This is a genomic window from Streptomyces sp. TM32, assembly GCF_004122755.1.
Taxonomy (GTDB): Bacteria; Actinomycetota; Actinomycetes; order Streptomycetales; family Streptomycetaceae; genus Streptomyces; species Streptomyces sioyaensis.
Genome location: NZ_SDIG01000129.1, coordinates 1 through 19171, shown reverse-complemented (window position 1 = coordinate 19171; position 19171 = coordinate 1). Strand labels below are relative to the sequence as shown.

The following is a 19171-nucleotide window of genomic DNA, read 5'->3' as shown; positions in this document are numbered from 1 at the left end:
GTGGCCCTGCTCCTGCGCCACCTCGGCTACGCGCCGCAGGCCGCCCGCATCGAGGAGGCCGTCGCGGCCGACCTGGAAGCCCGCGGCGAGGCCCCGCGCAGTACCGACGAGATCGGCGACGCCCTCGCCGCACGAGTAGCGGGCTGAGGCCCGCGGCAGCGACACGTACCACCGCAGCGCCGGGCCGGGACACCACGTCCAGGTCCGGCGCTGCGCGTATTGCCCCGCGCGGCGCCGCGGCCCGGCGGGGTGGGACCATCGGACCCGGAACGCGCACACGGTTCCGGCGGCCAGGATCCACGAGCGATAATCGGACGTGGCATCGCCGCCCGCGAGAACTCGGACGTCCCAGTAACGACCGGTACGTTCAGGAACTGCCGTGAGCGCGGCCGGACACACCGCACCGGTGCCGCATGGCGGGGGTCGACCCCCTCGCCCCGGCCGGAGGGCTGGGCCGGTGACGCTCCTCCAGCGCACGCTGGGCGGGGCACCAGGTATCGGAACACGCAGTGAAGGACATGCATTCATGACGACGCCCACGATCGAGCTCAAGCCCTCCTCGCATCCGCTGTCCGACGCGGAGCGGGAGCAGATCCTGGCCGCCCCCGGCTTCGGCCGCCACTTCACCGACCACATGGTGACGATCAAGTGGACCGAGGGCAGAGGCTGGCACGACGGACAGCTCGTGCCCTACGGACCGCTCTCCCTCGACCCGGCGACCAATGTCCTGCACTACGCGCAGGAGATCTTCGAGGGCCTCAAGGCCTACCGCCGGCCCGACGGCACCGTCGCCACCTTCCGCCCGGACGCCAACGCCCGGCGCTTCCAGGCCTCCGCGCGCCGCCTGGCCATGCCGGAGCTGCCCGTCGAGACCTTCATCGAGGCGTGCGACGCGCTGGTCCGGCAGGACAAGGACTGGGTGCCCGCGCACGGCGGCGAGGAGTCGCTCTACCTGCGCCCGTTCATGATCGCGACCGAGGTCGGCCTGGGCGTGAAGCCCGCCAACGAGTACCTCTTCGTCGTCATCGCCTCGCCGGCCGGGGCCTACTTCCCCGGTGGCGTCCAGCCGGTCTCCATCTGGCTGTCCGAGAACCGGGTGCGGGCCGTGCCCGGCGGCATGGGCGACGCCAAGACCGGCGGCAACTACGCCGCCTCGCTGCTGGCGCAGGCCGAGGCCGCCGCGCAGGGCTGTGACCAGGTCGCCTACCTCGACGCCGTGGAGCACAAGTGGGTCGAGGAACTCGGCGGCATGAACCTGTACTTCGTGTACAAGGACGACTCCGCGAGCGGCGTCAAGATCGTCACGCCCACGCTGACCGGCTCGCTCCTCGCGGGCGTCACCCGTGACTCCCTGCTGTCCGTCGCCCGCGACCTGGGCTTCGCCTCACAGGAGGACCGGATCTCCATCGGCCAGTGGCAGGCCGACACCGAGAACGGCACCCTCACCGAGGTCTTCGCCTGCGGTACGGCCGCGGTGATCACCCCGGTCGGCACGGTCAAGAGCGCGGGCGGTGAGTGGACCCAGTCCGACGGCGAGCCCGGCAAGGTCACGCTGAAGCTGCGCGAGGCGCTGCTGGACATCCAGCGCGGCGTCGCCGAGGACAAGCACGGCTGGATGCACCCCCTGGGCTGATCCGGGCGGTGGCCGCCGCCGCCCGTCCTGCCGAGGCCGCCGCCGGGGCGGTCTCGGCCGTGCCGCGCCACGTCAGCCGGCCTCCGCGGGCGCCTGGGGCGCGGCGGCGGCCGGCCGGGCGCGTACGGCGGCGACCGGGCGGGGGTCCCGGGCGGTGAGAGCCAGGTAGGCGAGCCCGCCCACGGCCGCCGCGAGCAGGAAGCTGAGGTCGATGCCGCCGGTCAGGGGCAGCAGCGGCCCCTGGTAGAAGGGCGTGTCCACGCCCAGCACGCCGACCACCGAGCCGAGCGCCCAGGCAACGGCGGCCCGGACGTGCCAGCCCGCCCGGTACCAGTACACGCCGCCCCGGGCGCGGCGGTTGTAGACCTGGAGCGACTCCGGGTCGTAGGCGCCGCGGCAGCGGACGAAGCCGATCACGGTGATCACCGCCCAGGGTGTGCCGACGGCCGTCATCAGCAGTACGAAGGACGTCATCGCGTCCTGCGCGGCCCACAGGAAGTGACCGGCGTAGACCAGCGCGGTCGACACCGCGGCGACGACATAGGTGGCCTGGGTGCGGGTGGCGCGCGGCAGGATCGCGTCCAGGTCCAGGCCCATGCTGTAGAGCATCAGCCCGGCGTTGCCGACCGAGCCGGCCGAGGCGTTGAGCAGCAGCAGCGCCAGGTACCAGAAGGGGGCGCCGGCCACCAGCGGCCCCGCGTAGTCGGCGCCCGCACCGACGGCCAGCGCGGTGAACGTACCGAACAGCTGCGGCACCAGCAGTCCGACCACCAGGCCCAGACAGGTGGCGCCGAAGACCTTCCGGCCGCTGTGCCGGCGCGGGGAGATGTAGCGGCTGTAGTCGCCGAGCAGGGTGATGAACGCGATCGGGCCGCTCAGGCCCGCGGAGACGGCGGCCAGCAGCCAGGTCTGCCAGAAGCCGCCGAGCAGATACGCGCTGCCGTGCGGCGGGGCGGTGGTGAAGCTGCCGGCGTACGCGACGACACCGACGGCCAGCAGCACGGTCAGGCCCAGGGCGAGCACCTTGCTCAGCCGCAGCAGCACCCGGTAGCCGTAGACCGCGCCGAGGGCGGTGGCACCGGCCAGCAGCGCGTAGACGACTGCATAGGCCGCGCCGCCGGAGGGCAGCCCGGTGAGCCGGTGCAGCGTGCCGACGACCGCGTCGCCGCCGACCCACAGGGTCAGCGCGGTGTAGCCGAGCGACAGCAGCAGGCCGATGACCGAGCCGATGAGCCGGCCGCGCACCCCGAAGTGGGCGCCGCTGCTGGTGGACAGGTTGGTGGCGCTGCGCAGCGAGACCAGGGCGAGCGGGGCGGTCAGCAGGGTGCCGACGAGGGTGCCGGCCACCAGGGAGGTCACCGAGGGCCAGAAGCCGAGCCCGAAGGAGACCGGGAGCCAGCCGAAGATCACCACGCCGAGGGCGAGGTTCGACCCGAGCAGGATCGAGACGAGATCGCGAGGGCCGCTGGTGCGTTCCTCGTCCGGGACGGTGTCGACTCCGCGTTGTTCGATCGGCATGAGGCTCCCCTGAGAGGCCGGACAACAGTGTGTGGGCGGTGCGGCGCGCTGTCGACGCCGTGCGAGGGCGCGGTGCTCCGCGCCGCGGACGCCGAGCGCACCGGGCGCTCCGCGCATCGAGATCATTTAGAGCAGTGCTCTATCGCGGTCGCATCTCTTGAACAGCGCTCAATGTCGCTCATCCCTTTCCCCTCGGTCAATGCTTTCGCAATGCCGATTTTCGTGGTTAGAGTGTCGTTCTAATCGAGCGGGAGGTGTGACGGGATGCGGTTGACCCCGACGGAACGCGACCGGCTGCTGCTGTTCGCCGAGGCCGAACTGGCACGGGCCCGCCGGGCCCGCGGACTGAAGCTGAATGTGCCCGAGGCGACCGCGTTGATCGCGGACACGGTCTGCGAGGCGGCGCGGGACGGGCGCCGCCTCGCGGGCGCCATCGAGGCCGGCCGCGCCGTGCTCGGCCCGGACGATGTCCTGCCGGGCGTGGCCGAGGTCGTCACCGAGGTGCATGTGGAGGCCGTCTTCGACGACGGCTCCCGGCTCGCGGTGGTCAGCGACCCGATCGGGGCCGGCCCCGCGTCCGGCCGCGGCGCGGAGCGGCCCGCACCCGGCGCGGTGCTGCCCGGCCCGGCCGGCCCGGCGCCCGTGCCCGCGGTCGTGCTGTCGGTGCGCAACACCGCGACGGTGCCGATCAGCGTCACCTCGCACTTCCACTTCTTCGAGGCCAACCCCCGGCTGGACTTCGACCGCGCGGCCGCGTACGGCATGCGGCTGTGCGTCCCGGCCGGCTCGTCGGTGCGGTTCGACCCCGGCGGCGGCTCGGAGGTCGGTCTGGTCCCGATCGGCGGCGACCGGATCGCGATCGGCTTCGCCGGTCTCGTCGACGGCCCGCTGGACGCACCGGGCGCGCGGACCGAAGCGCTGCGGCGGGCCGCCGCCTGCGGCTACCTGGGAGCGGAGGAGCAGGCATGACGGGCGGCATCGATCCCCACGAGTACGCGTCGGTGCACGGCCCGCGGGCCGGTGACCGGGTCGTCCTCGGCGACACCGGCTTGGTCGTCCGGGTCGAGTCCGACGCCCAGAAGCCCGGCGACGAGTTCCTGGCCGGCTTCGGCAAGACCGCCCGCGACGGGCTGCACCTCAAGGCCGCCGCGGTCCGCGAGACCTGCGATGTGGTGATCAGCAACGTGCTGGTCATCGACGCGGTGCAGGGCATCCGCAAGGTGTCCATCGGCATTCGCGAGGGCCGGATCCACGCGATAGGGCGGGCCGGCAACCCCGACACCCTCGACGGCGTCGACGTCGTCGTCGGCACCGGCACCTCGATCGTCTCCGGCGAGGGGATGATCGCCACCGCGGGCGCCGTCGACACCCATGTCCATCTGCTCTCGCCGCGCGTCATGGAAGCCTCGCTGGCCTCCGGCGTGACCACGATCATCGGCCAGGAATTCGGTCCGGTGTGGGGCGTCGGCGTCAACTCGCCCTGGGCGCTGGGCCATGCCTTCGGCGCCTTCGACGCCTGGCCGGTCAACATCGGCTTCCTCGGCCGTGGCTCGTCCTCGGGCGAGGCCCCGCTGGTCGAGGCGCTTGCCGAGGGCGGCGCCTGCGGCTTCAAGGTGCACGAGGACATGGGGGCGCACGCCCGTGCCCTGGACACCGCGCTGCGGGTCGCCGAGGACCACGACGTCCAGGTCGCGCTGCACAGCGACGGCCTGAACGAATGCCTCACCGTCGAGGACACCCTGGGCGTCTTGGACGGCCGCACCATCCACGCCTTCCACATCGAGGGCTGCGGCGGCGGCCACGTCCCCAACGTCCTGAAGATGGCCGGCGTCCCGAACGTCATCGGCTCCTCGACCAACCCCACCCTCCCCTTCGGGCGGGACGCGGTCGCCGAGCACTACGGCATGATCGTCTCGGTCCACGACCTGAAGACCGACCTGCCGGGCGACGCCGCGATGGCCCGCGACCGGATCCGGGCCGGCACGATGGGCGCCGAGGACGTGCTGCACGACCTCGGGGCGATCGGCATCACCTCCTCCGACGCGCAGGGCATGGGCCGCGCGGGCGAGACCGTACGCCGTACCTTCGCGATGGCCGGCAAGATGAAGGCCGAGCTCGGGCCCCTGGAGGGGGACGGGGCGCATGACGACAACGCCCGCGTGCTGCGCTACGTCGCCAAGCTCACCATCAACCCCGCCCTCGCCCACGGGCTTTCGCACGAGATCGGGTCCATCGAGGCCGGCAAGATGGCCGACATCGTGCTGTGGAAGCCGCAGTTCTTCGGCGCCAAGCCGCAGCTGGTGCTGAAGTCCGGCTTCCCCGCCTACGGCGTCACCGGCGACCCCAACGCCGCCACCGACACCTGTGAACCCCTGGTGCTCGGGCCGCAGTTCGGGGCGTACGGCGCGACCCCCGCCGAGATCTCCGTCGCCTTCGTCGCGCGCGCCGCGGCCGAACAGGGCGGGGACCGGATGCCCACCCGCCGCCGCCGGGTCGCCGTCCGCGGCACCCGCGGGATCGGTCCCGGCGACCTCGTCCACAACTCCCGGGTCGGCCAGGTGCAGGTCGACGGGCGCAGCGGACTGGTCACCCTCGACGGCGATCCGATGCGCTCACCACCGGCCGACACCGTCTCGCTCTCCCGCCTCTACTTCCTGTGAACCAGCCCGCCTGTCACACCGTTACAGACCCCGAGGAGGACCTCGCATGAACACCCCTGTCGCCGACGGCTTCCGGATGCCCCCCGAGTGGGCCCGCCACGAGCGCACCTGGATGGCCTGGCCCGGCCCCAACGCCACCTTCGGCGAGGAGGGCGGCCAGGGCCTGGCCGCGGCCCGCCGGGCCTGGGCCGCCGTCGCCCGCGCGGTGCGCCGCTTCGAGCCGGTCACCGTCGTCGTCGGCCCCGGCGGGTCCGAGGGCGCCCGGGCGCTCCTCGGTGCCGGCATCGACCTCGTCGAACGCCCGCTCGACGACGCCTGGATGCGCGACATCGGCCCCACCTTCCTCACCGACGGACAGGGCCGACTCGCCGCCACCGACTGGGTGTTCAACGGCTGGGGCGGCCAGGACTGGGCCCGCTGGGACCACGACGAGAAGATCGGCGCGGAGGTCGCCGCGCTGGCCGGCGCCCGCCGCTACGCCTCCGCGCTGGTCAACGAGGGCGGCGGCCTCCACATCGACGGCGCGGGCACCGTCCTGCTCACCGAGACCGTCCAGCTCGACCCGGGCCGCAACCCGGGCCGGACGCAGCAGGAGGTCGAGGCCGAGATCCACGCCCACCTGGGCACCACCAAGGCGATCTGGCTGCCGCGCGGACTGGCCGCCGACTACGGGCAGTTCGGCACCCGCGGCCATGTCGACCTCGTGGCCGCCTTCGCCCGCCCCGGCACCGTCCTCGTCCACACCCAGCCCGACCCCGACCACCCCGACCACGCGATCTGCGCCGAGACCGTCAAGCTGCTGCGGGCCGCCACCGACGCCCGGGGGCGCCGGCTGGAGGTCGTGGAGGTGCCCGCGCCGACCGTCATCGAGGTGGACGGCGAGCCGGTCGACTACTCCTACCTCAACCACTACCTCTGCAACGACGGTGTGGTGCTGTGCGGCTTCGACGACCCGCGCGACGAGGAGGCGGCCGCGCTCTTCCGCCGGCTCTTCCCCGACCGCACGGTGACCCTCGTGGACGCCCGTACGATCTTCGCAGCGGGTGGCGGTATCCACTGCATCACCCAGCAGCAGCCGAAGGCCTGAGCCCAGGCCCGCCCAGCCGACCCCGGAGGTCCCCGTGCCCTCTCCCGCGCGCCGTCCCCGGCGCCGGCTCCAGCAGCCCCGCGAGCAGGTCCTGGCCGCGGCGATGGCGACCATCGCCGCGGAGGGTCTGGACCGGCTGACCATGGCCGGACTGGGCCGCGAGGTCGGGATGAGCAGCGGCCACATCCTCTACTACTTCGGCACCAAGGACGAGCTGCTGGTACAGACCCTCCAGTGGAGCGAGGAGCAGCTCGGCACCGAGCGCCGGGCCGCCCTCGCCCGGCGGGTCCCGGCCCGCGAACGCCTCGACGCCCTGGTCGGCCTCTACCTCCCCGAAGGCCACCGCGACCCGCGCTGGACCCTGTGGCTGGAGGTGTGGAACCGCTCCCAGAACGCCGACGACGAGACCCGGGAGCGCCAGCTCGACCTGGAGCTCGCCTGGCACCGCGATCTGGTGGCGCTGCTCGTCGAGGGCGTCTCGAAGGGCGAGTTCCGGCCCGTCGACGCCGAACGCTTCGCCACCCGCACCCGCGCCCTCCTCGACGGCTTCGGCACCCACCTCGTCGTCGGTCTGCCGGGCACGGACCGGGAGCAGGTCCTCGACCACCTCAGGGACTTCTTCGACGAGTCGCTGTCCGTCCCGCGGGACTGACCGCCGGGGCCGGGTGCCGCGGGAGCCCGCGGCACCCCACGCCCGGCCGGTCGGGGCCCTACGCCCCCGGAAGGAAGTGGCGGCGGTACATCTCGACGGCCTGCTCCGGCGGGTAGTTCGGCAGCGCGCTGACCGCACCGTCCGTCTTGGAGATCACGATGTGCGAGCCGCCCGGATCACGCGGATACGCGGTGGGGTCCGTCCTGGGCGGGAACACCGGGTACACGAGATAGCCGATGTCGAATTCGTGGACGTGCAGCGTCGGCACTTCCCCGTCCGGCCAGATGTGGGGGAAGTGACCCCGCCCGATCTCCAGCGCCTCCTCGGCGCTGGTGGGAATCGGCCGTTGCCCTGCTTGCGGTTGCGGTTCGGACATCTCGCTTCTTTCTCTTCTCTCGCACGACTCTCCCGCCCGACCCGGGCCGCACGCGGCGACCGCGGCGGTGGCACGCGTCGGGCAGCCTCGACGGCGACCCTATGCCGTACCGCCGCGGCGCGGCGCCGCGGTACGGGGGCCCGGCCGGCTGCCGCCCCCGTGACCACAACGCACGTAAGTACGCGGGATCGTTGCCCCCGTGGCCCTTGCCGACGGCCCACGGGTCCGCGACCGTAACCGGCTATGGGACGAGAGCAATGGAAGAAGATCTGGGTCGGCTCGGCCGGCAACATGGTCGAGTGGTTCGACTGGTTCGTCTACGCCAGTTTCGCGGTCTACTTCGCCGATGCGTTCTTCCCCAAGGGGAACGACACCGCGAACCTCATGAACACCATGGGGATCTTCGCCGTCGGCTTCTTCATGCGACCGGTGGGCGGCTGGGTGCTCGGCCGGGTCGGCGACCGCAAGGGCCGCAAGGCCGCGCTCACGCTGACCGTCACGCTGATGTCCGCCTCGGCGATCCTGATCGCCGTCGCGCCCACGTACGGCACCGCCGGTTACGGCGGGGTGGCCGTACTGCTCCTCGCCCGGATGCTGCAGGGGCTCTCGGTCGGCGGCGAGTACGCGGCCAGCGCCACCTATCTCACCGAGGCGTCCGCCCCCGGGCGGCGCGGCTTCGCCTCCAGCTTCCAGTACGTGTCGATGACCGCGGGCCAACTGCTCGGCCTCGGCCTGCAGATCGTGCTCCAGCGGACCCTGTCCGAGGACGCGCTGCACAGCTGGGCCTGGCGGATCCCGTTCATCATCGGTGCGCTGGGCGCCGCCATCGTCTTCTATCTGCGGCGCAACATGCTGGAGACCGAGGTGTACGCCGAGGACGAGGGCGCCCACACCGACCCCGCACGCGGCACCCTCAAGGCGCTGCTGGCCCACAAGCGCGAGGCGTTCCTGGTCATCGCGCTCACCATGGGCGGCACGGTCGCCTACTACACGTACACGACCTACCTCACCAAGTACCTCTCCGGCAGCGCCGGCATGGACAAGCCGACCGCCTCGCTGGTCAGCTTCTGCGCGCTGTTCCTCTTCATGTGCCTCCAGCCGCTGGCCGGAAAGCTCTCCGACCGGATCGGCCGCCGGCCGCTGCTGATCACCTTCGCGGTCGGCTCGACCTTCCTGACCGTGCCGATCATGACGCTGCTCAAGCACGCCGGTAGCTTCTGGCCGGCCCTGGGGCTCTCGATGCTCGCGCTGGTCGTGGTCACCGGCTACACCTCGATCAACGCCTGTGTGAAGGCCGAGCTGTTCCCGACCGGCATCCGCGCACTGGGCGTGGCCCTGCCGTACGCCATCGCCAACGCGCTGTTCGGCGGCACCGCGGAGTACGTCGCCCTGTGGTTCAAGAACGGCGGCATCGAGTCCGGCTACTACTGGTACGTCGCCGGCTGCGCGGCCGTCTCGCTGATCGTCTACGTCACGATGCGCGAGACCCGCACCATCGATCTGCACCAGGTCGGCAAGCAGGACACGGGCGAGGGCAGCGACCCTCGCGTGCTCGCATCCTGAGACGGGCCGGGCACCGGGGGTGGTCGTGTGCCAGACTGCCCCCGTGCTCTCGTTCGCCACGATTATTGGCAGCAGGCGCGCCGGTCCGCAGTGACCGCCCCGTACGAACCGCGTACGGCGTGGCCACCGTCGTCCCAGACCCGCGCGCAGACCTCTCGCACCCGCGAGGGGTCTTTTCGTTTCCGGCCCACCCGTCACCGGAGGCGGAGCGCGAGGGAGCATGGAGGGGCGGTGGAGCCGGTTATTCCGGTAGACCGAGATCCCGACAGGAGCCAGACCAGCATGACGGACGCACCTCAAGCCTCTTCGATGCCCGCCCCCGGCCCCGCCGGCGCGGTGTCCGACGACTTCCACGTCTTCGACACCACGCTCCGCGACGGTGCGCAGCGCGAGGGCATCAACCTCACCGTCGCCGACAAGCTGACCATCGCCCGGCACCTCGACGACTTCGGCGTGGGCTTCATCGAGGGCGGCTGGCCCGGCGCCAACCCCCGGGACACCGAGTTCTTCCAGCGCGCCCGCGAGGAGATCGACTTCCGGCACGCCCAGCTGGTCGCGTTCGGCGCCACCCGCAAGGCCGGGGTGCGCGTCGAGGACGATCCGCAGGTCGCCGCGCTCCTGGACTCCGGTGCCCCGGTGATCACGCTGGTCGCCAAGTCCCATGTCGGGCACGTGGAGCTGGCCCTGCGCACGACGCCGGAGGAGAACCTCGCGATGGTCCGGGACACCGTCGCCCACCTGCGTGCCCAGGGCCGCCGGGTCTTCCTCGACTGTGAGCACTTCTTCGACGGCTATGCGCTGGACGCGGTCTACGCCAAGCAGGTCGTGCGCACCGCGAGTGAGGCCGGCGCCGATGTCGTGGTGCTCTGCGACACCAACGGCGGGATGCTCCCGGCGCAGGTCACCGCGGTCGTCCGGACCGTCCTCGCGGACACCGGCGCGCGGCTGGGCATCCACGCCCAGGACGACACCGGCTGTGCGGTCGCCAACACCCTGGCCGCGGTGGACGCGGGCGCCACCCACGTCCAGTGCACCGCCAACGGCTACGGCGAGCGGGTCGGCAACTCCAACCTCTTCCCGGTCGTCGCCGCCCTGGAGCTCAAGTACGGGCGCCAGGTACTGCCCGAGGGCAAGCTCGCCGAGACCACCCGGATCTCGCACGCCATCGCCGAGGTCGTCAACCTCACCCCGTCCACCCACCAGCCCTACGTCGGCGTCTCCGCCTTCGCCCACAAGGCCGGGCTGCACGCCTCCGCCATCAAGGTCGACCCGGACCTCTACCAGCACATCGATCCGGCGCTGGTCGGCAACACCATGCGGATGCTGGTCTCCGACATGGCCGGCCGGGCCTCCATCGAGCTCAAGGGCAAGGAGCTGGGCTTCGACCTGAGCGGCGACCGCGAGCTGGTCGGCCGCCTCGTGGAGCGGGTCAAGGAGCGTGAGCTGGCGGGCTACACGTACGAGGCCGCCGACGCGTCCTTCGAGCTGCTGCTGCGCGAAGAGGTCCGGGGCACGCCGGTGCGCTACTTCAGCGTCGAGTCCTGGCGGGCGATCGTCGAGGACCGTCCGGACGGCTCGCACGCCAACGAGGCGACCGTGAAGCTGTGGGCCAAGGACGAGCGGATCGTCGCCACCGCCGAGGGCAACGGCCCGGTCAACGCCCTGGACCGGGCGCTGCGGGTGGGCCTGGAGCGGATCTACCCACAGCTGGCCCGCTTGGAGCTGGTGGACTACAAGGTCCGCATCCTGGAGGGCGACCTGGGCACCGGCTCGATCACCCGCGTCCTGGTCTCCACCAGCGACGGCAAGGGCGAGTGGTCCACGGTCGGCGTCGCCGAGAACGTCATCGCCGCCTCCTGGCAGGCGCTGGAGGACGCCTACGCGTACGGCCTCTTGCGGGCCGGGGTTCCGCCGCAGTAGCGCTGCGCTTGGGCTGCTTCCCACGTTGTCGGCTGTCCCGCCGTGGGGGTTTCTCGCCGTTGGGCCTGGCGGCGGGCGGTTGTTTGTCGGGTGCGGTGACAGCCCTACGGACTCCGTCCTACGGTCTGTCCCCTCCGTGGGTGGGGGGGAACCAGGCCGGTGGGGGCGGGCCCGATCCGTCGGCCACCGGCACACGAAGGCTGACGTCCACCCCCACGGTTTTTCCCGCCCCCGGCAGCCGAACAGCCCCGCGCAGCGGCAACAGTCCGCCGCAGGCGAACCACGCGAAACCCCCACGGCGGGACAGCCGACAACGTGGGGGATCAGCCCCGCGCAGCGACGGCGGAGATGTCGAAGAAGAGCTTGACCTTGTCACTGACCATCACCCCGCCGGTCTCCAGCGCGGCGTTCCAGGTCAGGCCCCAGTCGGAGCGCAGGATCTCGGCGCTGCCCTCGAAGCCGACCCGCTCGGCTCCGTAGACATCGGTGGCCGCGCCGTGGAACTCCAGGTCGATGGTGAGCGGCTTGGTGACGTCGCGCAGGGTGAGGTCGCCGGTGATGCGGTAGCGGTCGCCGGCCACCCGCGCGGCGGCGGTGCTGCGGAAGGTCATCAGCGGGAAGGACTCGGCGTCGAAGAAGTCGGCGCTGCGCAGATGGCCGTCGCGGTCCGCGATCCCGGTGTCGACGCTGGCGATCTCGACGTCGAGGGAGGCGGTGGAGCGGGACGGGTCGGTGCCGTCGAGCCGCAGGGCGCCCTCGTACGCGCCGAACGTGCCCCGGACGTTGGTGACCATGGCGTGCCGGACGGTGAAGCCGATGCTGCTGTGCGCCGGGTCGATGGTGTAGTCGCCGGTCAGCGCGGCGAGCGCGGGGTCCGCGTCGAGGACGGCAGCGGTGGCGGCGGGGGCTGTGGTGCCGGTGTCGGCGGTGTCGGCGGTGCGCTTGCGGTGGAACAGAGCCATGGCTCCTCCTCAAAGACGGGGGTCCCGGCCCGGGGCCGAGATTGTTTAAGCTTCAACGAGATGCACCGTAACTCCATCTGGTTCAATATTCAACCTCTTGTCGGCTCCGGGCTCCGCCGGGCGGGTGGCCCGCGGCGTTGCGGCGCGGTCATTGCCGCTGTGCGACGGCCCGTGCTAGACCATCGGAAACTCCCAAGTGCGCAGCGCCACACACCGGTTGACGCCATGGAGAGGACCGACCGTGCCGCCTGCCTCCGTCACGTCCGTCTGGTCGCCGTCCGTCTGGTCACGCCGAGGATTCCTCGCCGCAGCCGCTGCGAGCGTGCTCGGCCGCGCCGCCCGCCCCGCGTCCGCCGGCCCCGGGGGGCCCGCGCCCGCCGCGGTGGCCGGTGACGAGTTCGCCGCCCTCCGGGGCCGCTGGTGCGCGCTCACCCTCGGCACCGGCTTCGACCCCGCCGCCCCGCCGTACGCCGCCGCCCTGAAGGAGACCGGCGCGCTCGCCGGCACCTTCCGGGCGGGCATGCGCCCGGCCGCGGACTCGCTCTGGCCGGACTGCTGCTACGACCCGCCGTCCGGCATCACCCAGAGCTACGGCCGGCTCGCCACCATGGCCCGGGCCTACGCCCAGCCCGGCACCGGCCACACCGGCGACCGCGGCCTCGCCGAGGACGTCCTCAGCGGCCTGAGTCATCTCGAAGCCACCGTCTACCGCACCGGCACCACCCGCTACGGCAACTGGTGGGAGTGGCAGATCGGCAGCCCCCGGCTCCTCCTCGACACTCTCGCGATCATCGACGAGCACCTGCCCGACGGCCTGCCCGAGGCCCTGCGCGAGCGCTGCCTCGCCGCCGTCGACCACTTCGTCCCCGACGCCCTGCTCGGTGACTACACCGGCACCAGCACCGGCGCCAACCGCGTCGACCTGTGCCGGGTCGTCGCCCTGCGCGGGGTCCTCGGCCGCGCCCCCGCCAAGATCGCGCTGGCCCGCGACGCCCTCTCCCCGGTCTTCCCCTACGTCACCCGGGGCGACGGCCTCTACGCCGACGGCTCCTTCGTCCAGCACACCTGGGTCGCCTACTCCGGCACCTACGGCGCGGTCCTGCTGGACGGCATGGCGCGGCTGTTCACCCTGCTCGGCGACTCGTCCTGGCAGCTCACCGACCCGGCGCGGCAGCTCGTCCTCGACAGCGTCGAGCATGCCTACGCCCCGCTGCTCCACAACGGACTGATGATGGACTGCGTCAACGGGCGGGCCGTCAGCCGCGGTTACCTCCGCAGCGACGAGCGGCAGATCATGCGCAGCGACCACTACCACGGGCATGCGCTGATCGCCGCCGTCGCGCTGCTCGCCGAGGGCGCGAGCGTCACGGAGCGGGCCCGCTGGCATGCCATGATCAAGGGCTGGACCGCCAGGGACCGCGTCCTGCCCGTGCTGACCGACCGTCAGTACACGGTCGCCGACCTCGCCCGCCTCCACCGGATCGCCGACGGCCCGGTGCCGGCCGCGCCCGAACCCGTCGGTCACCGGCTCTTCCCCGCCATGGACCGTGCCGTCCACCGCCGCCCCGGCTGGGCCGCCGGCCTGGCCATGGCCTCCGACCGCATCACGTACTACGAGAACGGCAACGGCGAGAACCCGCGCGGCTGGCACACCGGCGCCGGCATGCTCTCCTGGTGGGGCGCGGATTTCGGCGGCGACCAGTACACGGACGCCTTCTGGCCCACCGTCGACCCCTACCGGCTCCCCGGCACGACCGTGTCCACCAAGCGGCTGGCCGACAACGAAGGCGGCGGCTGGGGCGAGCCCAAGCCCGCCGCACGCTGGGTCGGCGGCACCACGGACGGGGAGTTCGCCGCGATCGGACAGGACCTGCGCGGACTGGCCTCCACCCTCACCGCCAAGAAGTCCTGGTTCGCGCTCGCGGACTGCGTCGTCTGCCTGGGCGCCGGCATCACCGCCCGCGACGGGGTGCCGGCCGAGACCGTCGTGGACAACCGCCGCCTGGACGGGGCGGGCACCGCCGCGCTCACCGTCGACGGGGTACGCCAGCCCGGCACGCTCGGCGCGACCCGCTCCGTCCGCTGCGCCCACTGGGCCCACCTCGCCGGACACGGCGGCTATGTCTTCCCCGGCGGCGCGCCCCTGACGACGCTGCGCGAGGACCGCACCGGCTCCTGGCACGACATCAACACCAGCTCCTCCACCCGCCCGTTCACCCGCCGCTATGTCACCCTTTGGCACGATCACGGCACCGACCCCACCGACGCCGGCTACGCCTACCTCCTCATGCCGGGCGCCACCCGCCGCACCCTCGCCACCCGCGCCGCCGACCGGAGCTGGCTGACGGTGCTCGCCAATGACGCCGGCCGGCAGGCGATCGCCGTCCACCCGCTCGGCGTCACGGCCGCGAACTTCTGGCGTGCGGGCAGCGCCGGGCCGCTCACCAGCAGTGGCCCGGCGAGCGTGCTGGTCCGTGCGCGGCTGTCGGGGCGGTGGCCGGGCGGCGGCGGCCGGACGGCGCGGCTGTGTGTGGCCGCCCCGGAGCGCTCCGGGGAGACTCTGGAGATCACCTGGTCACGTCCGGTGCGCGCGGTGCTCGGCCACGACCCGGCGATCGAGGTGCTGGCCGCCGGACCCGCCCTCCGGCTGCGGCTGACCCCCGGCACCGCCTGCGCCACCCACACCTGCACGGTCCGGCTGCGCTGACGGGCACGGGCCGCACGGCCGTGCCACCTCTTGGCACGCAGTTTGGTGAGACCCCTACATTTGTCGGCCCCATACAGACCCGGCGCGGCCCCGCCACCCGAACGGGCGCCAGGACGCGGGGCACGTACAGCACGGTTCTGTACTGCCTGCCCACCAAATCGCATGCGACGTTGTACGAAACCGACATCGGTGCGGGACGCCCCGCACACGTACCGTCGATACATGACCACTGTCGAAGATCTGCCCGCCGGCGCCAACGACGCCCGCGGGCGCGTCGCCGAGTTGCACGCCATCCGCGAGCAGGTCAGGCGAGGACCCAGCGAGCGGGCGACCGAAGCGCAGCGCGCCAAGGGCAAGCTGACGGCCCGCGAGCGGATCGAGCTGCTGCTGGACGAGGGTTCGTTCAACGAGGTCGAGCCGCTGCGGCGGCACCGCGCGACGGGCTTCGGCCTGGAGGCGAAGAAGCCCTACACCGACGGCGTGATCACCGGCTGGGGCACCGTCCACGGCCGGACCGTGTTCGTCTACGCGCACGACTTCCGGATCTTCGGCGGCGCGCTGGGCGAGGCCCACGCCACCAAGATCCACAAGATCATGGACATGGCCATCCAGGCCGGCGCGCCCCTGGTGTCGCTGAACGACGGCGCGGGCGCCCGGATCCAGGAGGGTGTCTCCGCGCTCGCCGGCTACGGCGGCATCTTCCAGCGCAACACCAAGGCCTCGGGCGTCATCCCGCAGATCTCGGTCATGCTCGGCCCGTGCGCGGGCGGCGCGGCCTACTCCCCGGCGCTGACCGACTTCGTCTTCATGGTCCGCGAGACCTCGCAGATGTTCATCACCGGCCCCGACGTGGTGCGCGCGGTGACCGGCGAGGAGATCACGCAGAACGGCCTCGGCGGCGCCGACGTCCACGCCGAGACCTCCGGCGTGTGCCACTTCGCCTACGACGACGAGGTCACCTGCCTGGAGGAGGTCCGCTACCTCCTCTCGCTGCTGCCGGCCAACAACCGGGAGAACCCGCCGTCGGTCCCCTGTGAGGACCCCGCCGACCGTTCCGGTGACGCCCTGCTCGACCTGGTCCCGGCCGACGGCAACCGCCCGTACGACATGCGCAAGGTCATCGAGGAGATCGTCGACGACGGCGAGTACCTGGAGGTCCACGAGCGCTGGGCGACCAACATCATCTGCGCGCTGACCCGGCTCGACGGCCGGGTGGTGGGCATCATCGCCAACCAGCCGCAGTCGCTGGCCGGTGTGCTGGACATCGAGGCGTCCGAGAAGGCCGCCCGCTTCGTCCAGATGTGCGACGCCTTCAACATCCCGATCGTCACCTTCCTCGACGTGCCCGGCTTCCTGCCCGGCGTCGACCAGGAGCACGGCGGCATCATCCGGCACGGCGCGAAGCTGCTGTACGCGTACTGCAACGCCACCGTCCCGCGGATCTCGATCGTGCTGCGCAAGGCCTACGGCGGCGCCTACATCGTCATGGACTCGCAGTCCATCGGCGCCGACCTGACCTACGCCTGGCCCACCAACGAGATCGCGGTGATGGGCGCCGAGGGCGCCGCCAACGTCATCTTCCGCAAGCAGATCGCCGAGGCGGACGACTCCGACGCCATGCGGGTGCGCATGGTCAAGGAGTACAAGTCCGAGCTGATGCACCCGTATTACGCGGCCGAGCGCGGCCTGGTCGACGACGTCATCGACCCCGCCGAGACGCGCCACACGCTCATCCGCTCCCTGGAGATGCTGCGCACCAAGCACGCGGACCTGCCGGCCCGTAAGCACGGCAACCCGCCCCAGTAACCACACCCCGCAACCGCATCCGGCACCACGCCACCGCGACGACGGAGAGAAGACCGTGAACACTGCCCAGCGCACCAACCCCATCCGCGTGGAGAAGGGCCAGGCCAGCGAGGAGGAGCTGGCCGCCCTGACCGCGGTCCTGCTCGCCCGCGCCGCCCACCGGCCCGCGGCCACCACCCCGGCCGGTCCGCGCGCCACCGCCGCCCGCTGGCGCCGCCTGGAGCGCCAGAGCGGCTTCCACGGCGCGACCAGCTGGCAGCGCTGAGCGAGACGCACGCATGAGGGGCCCCGCACCTGGGTGCGGGGCCCTTCGGCGTACACCGGACCGGCCGTTCGTCACCATTCGTTCGACGGTGTTCCGGTTCGGCAGCCCGCGTCCGAATCAAGGCGTAGGTTCACCCCAACCCTGGGGAGCAGAGCTGTTCAAGGCACCCCGTCCCGTGCTGGCATGCGCTCGTCATTCCACTCCTGATGATCCGCGCCGCGGGCCACAGGACGACCGGAAGGAAAGAGCCCATGCTCAGCAGGCTCAGTGCTGGTGCCGCAGTGGCATCGTTGCTCCTCGCCGGATCGGCATCCCCCACCGCCGCAGCAGGGTTCGGCGACGAACCGCCGACCGGAAAGATCACGATCACCGTTGCCACGGTCAACGGCTCGGGCTGCAGACCCGGCAGCGCCGCCGTGGCCATAGCCCCCGACAACACCGCCTTCACCGTCACCTACAGCGAATACCTCGCCCAGGCCGGCGCCGGCACCAAGCCGACCGACTCCCGCAAGAACTGCCAGATCGCACTGAACGTGCATGTCCCGCAGGGGTTCACGTACGCGATCGCCCGGGCCGACTACCGCGGCTACGCCTCCCTGGCCAAGGGCGCCCGGGGCCTGGAGCAGGCGGGCTACTACTTCCAGGGCCAGCAGCAGACGGCCCGTAAGAGCCACACCTTCACCGGCCCCTACGACGCCAACTGGCAGACGTCGGACGAGACCGGTGTCGACGCGCTCGTCTACGCACCCTGCGGCGAGGAGCGCTACTTCAACATCAACACCGAGATGCGGGTGGACGCCAAGTCGTCGGACCCCAAGTCCACCAGCTACATGGCCATGGACTCCACCGACGGCAGCATCAACACCGTGTACCACTTCGCATGGAAGCAGTGCCCCGCGCGCAAGTGAGGCCGGCCCGTCGGCCCCGGGCCCGTACGCGGCTGCGTGCGGGCCCCGCAGCCGGGCGCGCACCGGGCACCCGCCCGGCCGACGGCAGGGCGGCCAGGCTCCCCGCTGAGCGCCCGTGGCCGCCGGCAACGACGAAGGCCCCCGCACCTGACCGGGGCGGGGGTCGTTCGTCGTACGACGCTGCGGGCACCGAAGCGCCCGGGCACGGCCTGATCCGGCCTGGCGCAGGCGGTGCCTAGCGCAGGCGGGCCATCAGCGCGTGCTCCACGAGCGTGATGAGGGCGCTCTTGGCCTCGCTGCGGTGCCGGGCGTCGGTGGTGATGATCGGCGCGTCCGGGCCGATCTGGAGCGCCTCGCGTACCTCGTCGGGGGTGTACGGCTGGTGGCCGTCGAAGCCGTTGAGGGCGATGACGAACGGCAGTCCGCTGTTCTCGAAGTAGTCGACGGCGGGGAAGCAGTCGGCGAGGCGGCGGGTGTCGACGAGGACGACGGCGCCGATGGCGCCGCGGACCAGGTCGTCCCACATGAACCAGAAGCGGTCCTGGCCGGGGGTACCGAAGAGGTACAGGATCAGGTCCTGGTCCAGGGTGATCCGGCCGAAGTCCATGGCCACGGTGGTGGTCGTCTTGTCCGGCGCGTGCGTGAGGTCGTCGATGCCCGCCGAGGCGGAGGTCATCACGGCTTCGGTGCGCAGCGGGTTGATCTCTGAGACGGCCCCGACGAACGTGGTCTTGCCCACGCCGAAGCCGCCCGCCACCACGATTTTCGCGGAGGTGGTGGAGCGGGCTGCACCGCTAGAGCTTGCGAAGTCCACTGAGCACCCTTTCGAGCAGTGTCACATCTGGCTGTCCGCCGGCGGTCTCGTCCCCGCCGGGCTGATGGATGGCGACGAGTCCGGCCTCCGCCAGGTCGGCGACGAGGATCCGGGCGACGCCGAGGGGGATGGAGAGTAGCGCGGAGATCTCGGCAACGGACTTGATCTCGCGGCAGAGGTGGCAGATGCGCTGGTGCTCCGGCAGCTGGCCCTGCATCTTGGAGGGGTCGGCGGTCGTGCTGACCAGCGCCTCGATGGCGAGCTGGTAGCGCGGCCGGGTCCGGCCTCCGGTCATGGCGT

The 19171-nt window shown here is 72.1% G+C and carries 16 protein-coding genes and 1 pseudogene; 12 read left to right on the top strand and 5 right to left on the bottom strand.

The genetic code is table 11. The features are described 5' to 3' along the window. Both EST92_RS23775 and EST92_RS23770 read left to right on the top strand, forming a co-directional pair. A pseudogene (locus tag EST92_RS23775) lies at positions 1–147 on the top strand (3-isopropylmalate dehydrogenase); the annotation flags it as partial. Between the two features lie 379 nt (positions 148–526). Beyond that, positions 527–1633 carry a branched-chain amino acid aminotransferase gene (locus EST92_RS23770; RefSeq protein ID WP_129282851.1) on the top strand — a complete coding sequence of 369 codons (1107 nt, stop codon included), beginning with the start codon at positions 527–529 and terminating at the stop codon, positions 1631–1633. 72 nt (positions 1634–1705) lie between these two features. On the opposite strand, the gene EST92_RS23765 is transcribed toward EST92_RS23770, so the two are convergent. Further along, on the bottom strand, positions 1706–3151 hold the full coding sequence (locus tag EST92_RS23765) for a cytosine permease (protein WP_129282850.1): 1446 nt from the start codon (positions 3149–3151) through the stop codon (positions 1706–1708). A gap of 264 nt (positions 3152–3415) precedes the next feature. On the opposite strand from EST92_RS23765, the gene ureA reads away from it, so the two are divergent. From ureA to EST92_RS23745, 4 genes are read left to right on the top strand one after another with little or no spacing between them, the layout of a single operon-like run. Then, complete coding sequence (gene ureA / locus EST92_RS23760) at positions 3416–4120, top strand: urease subunit gamma (protein ID WP_129282849.1); 705 nt, start codon at positions 3416–3418, stop codon at positions 4118–4120. Beyond that, complete coding sequence (locus EST92_RS23755) at positions 4117–5811, top strand: urease subunit alpha (protein ID WP_129282848.1); 1695 nt, start codon at positions 4117–4119, stop codon at positions 5809–5811. Before ureA ends, EST92_RS23755 begins: the two co-directional genes overlap by 4 nt. Before the next feature lie 46 nt (positions 5812–5857). Beyond that, on the top strand, positions 5858–6898 hold the full coding sequence (locus EST92_RS23750) for an agmatine deiminase family protein (RefSeq protein ID WP_129282847.1): 1041 nt from the start codon (positions 5858–5860) through the stop codon (positions 6896–6898). A gap of 34 nt (positions 6899–6932) precedes the next feature. Next, positions 6933–7550: a TetR/AcrR family transcriptional regulator gene (locus EST92_RS23745; protein WP_129282846.1), complete on the top strand. Its 618-nt coding sequence runs from the start codon at positions 6933–6935 to the stop codon at positions 7548–7550. Positions 7551–7608: 58 nt separating this feature from the next. On the opposite strand, the gene EST92_RS23740 is transcribed toward EST92_RS23745, so the two are convergent. Then, positions 7609–7926: a hypothetical protein gene (locus EST92_RS23740; protein WP_254068978.1), complete on the bottom strand. Its 318-nt coding sequence runs from the start codon at positions 7924–7926 to the stop codon at positions 7609–7611. 243 nt (positions 7927–8169) lie between these two features. Between EST92_RS23740 and EST92_RS23735 the strand changes: the two genes are divergently transcribed. Both EST92_RS23735 and cimA read left to right on the top strand, forming a co-directional pair. Further along, entirely contained in the window at positions 8170–9489 is a 1320-nt protein-coding gene (locus tag EST92_RS23735; RefSeq protein WP_129282845.1) for an MFS transporter, read from the top strand. Positions 9490–9798: 309 nt separating this feature from the next. Further along, the gene (gene cimA / locus EST92_RS23730; protein ID WP_129282853.1) at positions 9799–11409 is read left to right on the top strand and encodes a citramalate synthase; all 1611 of its coding nucleotides are present in this window, start codon (positions 9799–9801) and stop codon (positions 11407–11409) included. 323 nt (positions 11410–11732) lie between these two features. Here the strand turns inward: cimA and EST92_RS23725 are convergent, their stop codons facing one another. After that, positions 11733–12371, bottom strand: a complete 639-nt coding sequence (locus tag EST92_RS23725) for a YceI family protein (RefSeq protein ID WP_129282844.1) — start codon at positions 12369–12371, stop codon at positions 11733–11735. Between the two features lie 241 nt (positions 12372–12612). Here EST92_RS23725 and EST92_RS23720 point away from each other — a divergent pair, with 241 nt between their 5' ends. From EST92_RS23720 to EST92_RS23705, 4 genes are all read left to right on the top strand, one after another. Continuing rightward, positions 12613–15078 carry a polysaccharide lyase 8 family protein gene (locus EST92_RS23720; protein ID WP_174244110.1) on the top strand — a complete coding sequence of 822 codons (2466 nt, stop codon included), beginning with the start codon at positions 12613–12615 and terminating at the stop codon, positions 15076–15078. 222 nt (positions 15079–15300) lie between these two features. Next, complete coding sequence (locus tag EST92_RS23715; protein ID WP_129282843.1) at positions 15301–16884, top strand: acyl-CoA carboxylase subunit beta; 1584 nt, start codon at positions 15301–15303, stop codon at positions 16882–16884. A 55-nt stretch (positions 16885–16939) separates the two neighbouring features. Next, the gene (locus EST92_RS23710) at positions 16940–17149 is read left to right on the top strand and encodes an acyl-CoA carboxylase epsilon subunit (protein WP_129282842.1); all 210 of its coding nucleotides are present in this window, start codon (positions 16940–16942) and stop codon (positions 17147–17149) included. Between the two features lie 251 nt (positions 17150–17400). Further along, entirely contained in the window at positions 17401–18057 is a 657-nt protein-coding gene (locus EST92_RS23705; RefSeq protein ID WP_129248496.1) for a DUF4360 domain-containing protein, read from the top strand. Positions 18058–18292: 235 nt separating this feature from the next. Here EST92_RS23705 and EST92_RS23700 read toward each other — a convergent pair whose 3' ends face one another. Beyond that, on the bottom strand, positions 18293–18871 hold the full coding sequence (locus EST92_RS23700; protein WP_073447656.1) for an ATP/GTP-binding protein: 579 nt from the start codon (positions 18869–18871) through the stop codon (positions 18293–18295). Continuing rightward, positions 18852–19171, bottom strand: a 320-nt coding sequence (locus tag EST92_RS23695) for a DUF742 domain-containing protein (RefSeq protein ID WP_135789060.1), incomplete at its 5' end; no start/stop codon positions are given. The genes EST92_RS23700 and EST92_RS23695, both read right to left, overlap by 20 nt.

Coding starts and splice junctions, on each gene's coding strand:
- EST92_RS23770 (WP_129282851.1), top strand. CDS start 527: ATGACGACGCCCACGATCGAGCTCAAGCCCTCCTCGCATCCGCTGTCC.
- EST92_RS23765 (WP_129282850.1), bottom strand. CDS start 3,151: ATGCCGATCGAACAACGCGGAGTCGACACCGTCCCGGACGAGGAACGC.
- ureA (WP_129282849.1), top strand. CDS start 3,416: ATGCGGTTGACCCCGACGGAACGCGACCGGCTGCTGCTGTTCGCCGAG.
- EST92_RS23755 (WP_129282848.1), top strand. CDS start 4,117: ATGACGGGCGGCATCGATCCCCACGAGTACGCGTCGGTGCACGGCCCG.
- EST92_RS23750 (WP_129282847.1), top strand. CDS start 5,858: ATGAACACCCCTGTCGCCGACGGCTTCCGGATGCCCCCCGAGTGGGCC.
- EST92_RS23740 (WP_254068978.1), bottom strand. CDS start 7,926: ATGTCCGAACCGCAACCGCAAGCAGGGCAACGGCCGATTCCCACCAGC.
- EST92_RS23735 (WP_129282845.1), top strand. CDS start 8,170: ATGGGACGAGAGCAATGGAAGAAGATCTGGGTCGGCTCGGCCGGCAAC.
- cimA (WP_129282853.1), top strand. CDS start 9,799: ATGCCCGCCCCCGGCCCCGCCGGCGCGGTGTCCGACGACTTCCACGTC.
- EST92_RS23725 (WP_129282844.1), bottom strand. CDS start 12,371: ATGGCTCTGTTCCACCGCAAGCGCACCGCCGACACCGCCGACACCGGC.
- EST92_RS23715 (WP_129282843.1), top strand. CDS start 15,301: ATGACCACTGTCGAAGATCTGCCCGCCGGCGCCAACGACGCCCGCGGG.
- EST92_RS23705 (WP_129248496.1), top strand. CDS start 17,401: ATGCTCAGCAGGCTCAGTGCTGGTGCCGCAGTGGCATCGTTGCTCCTC.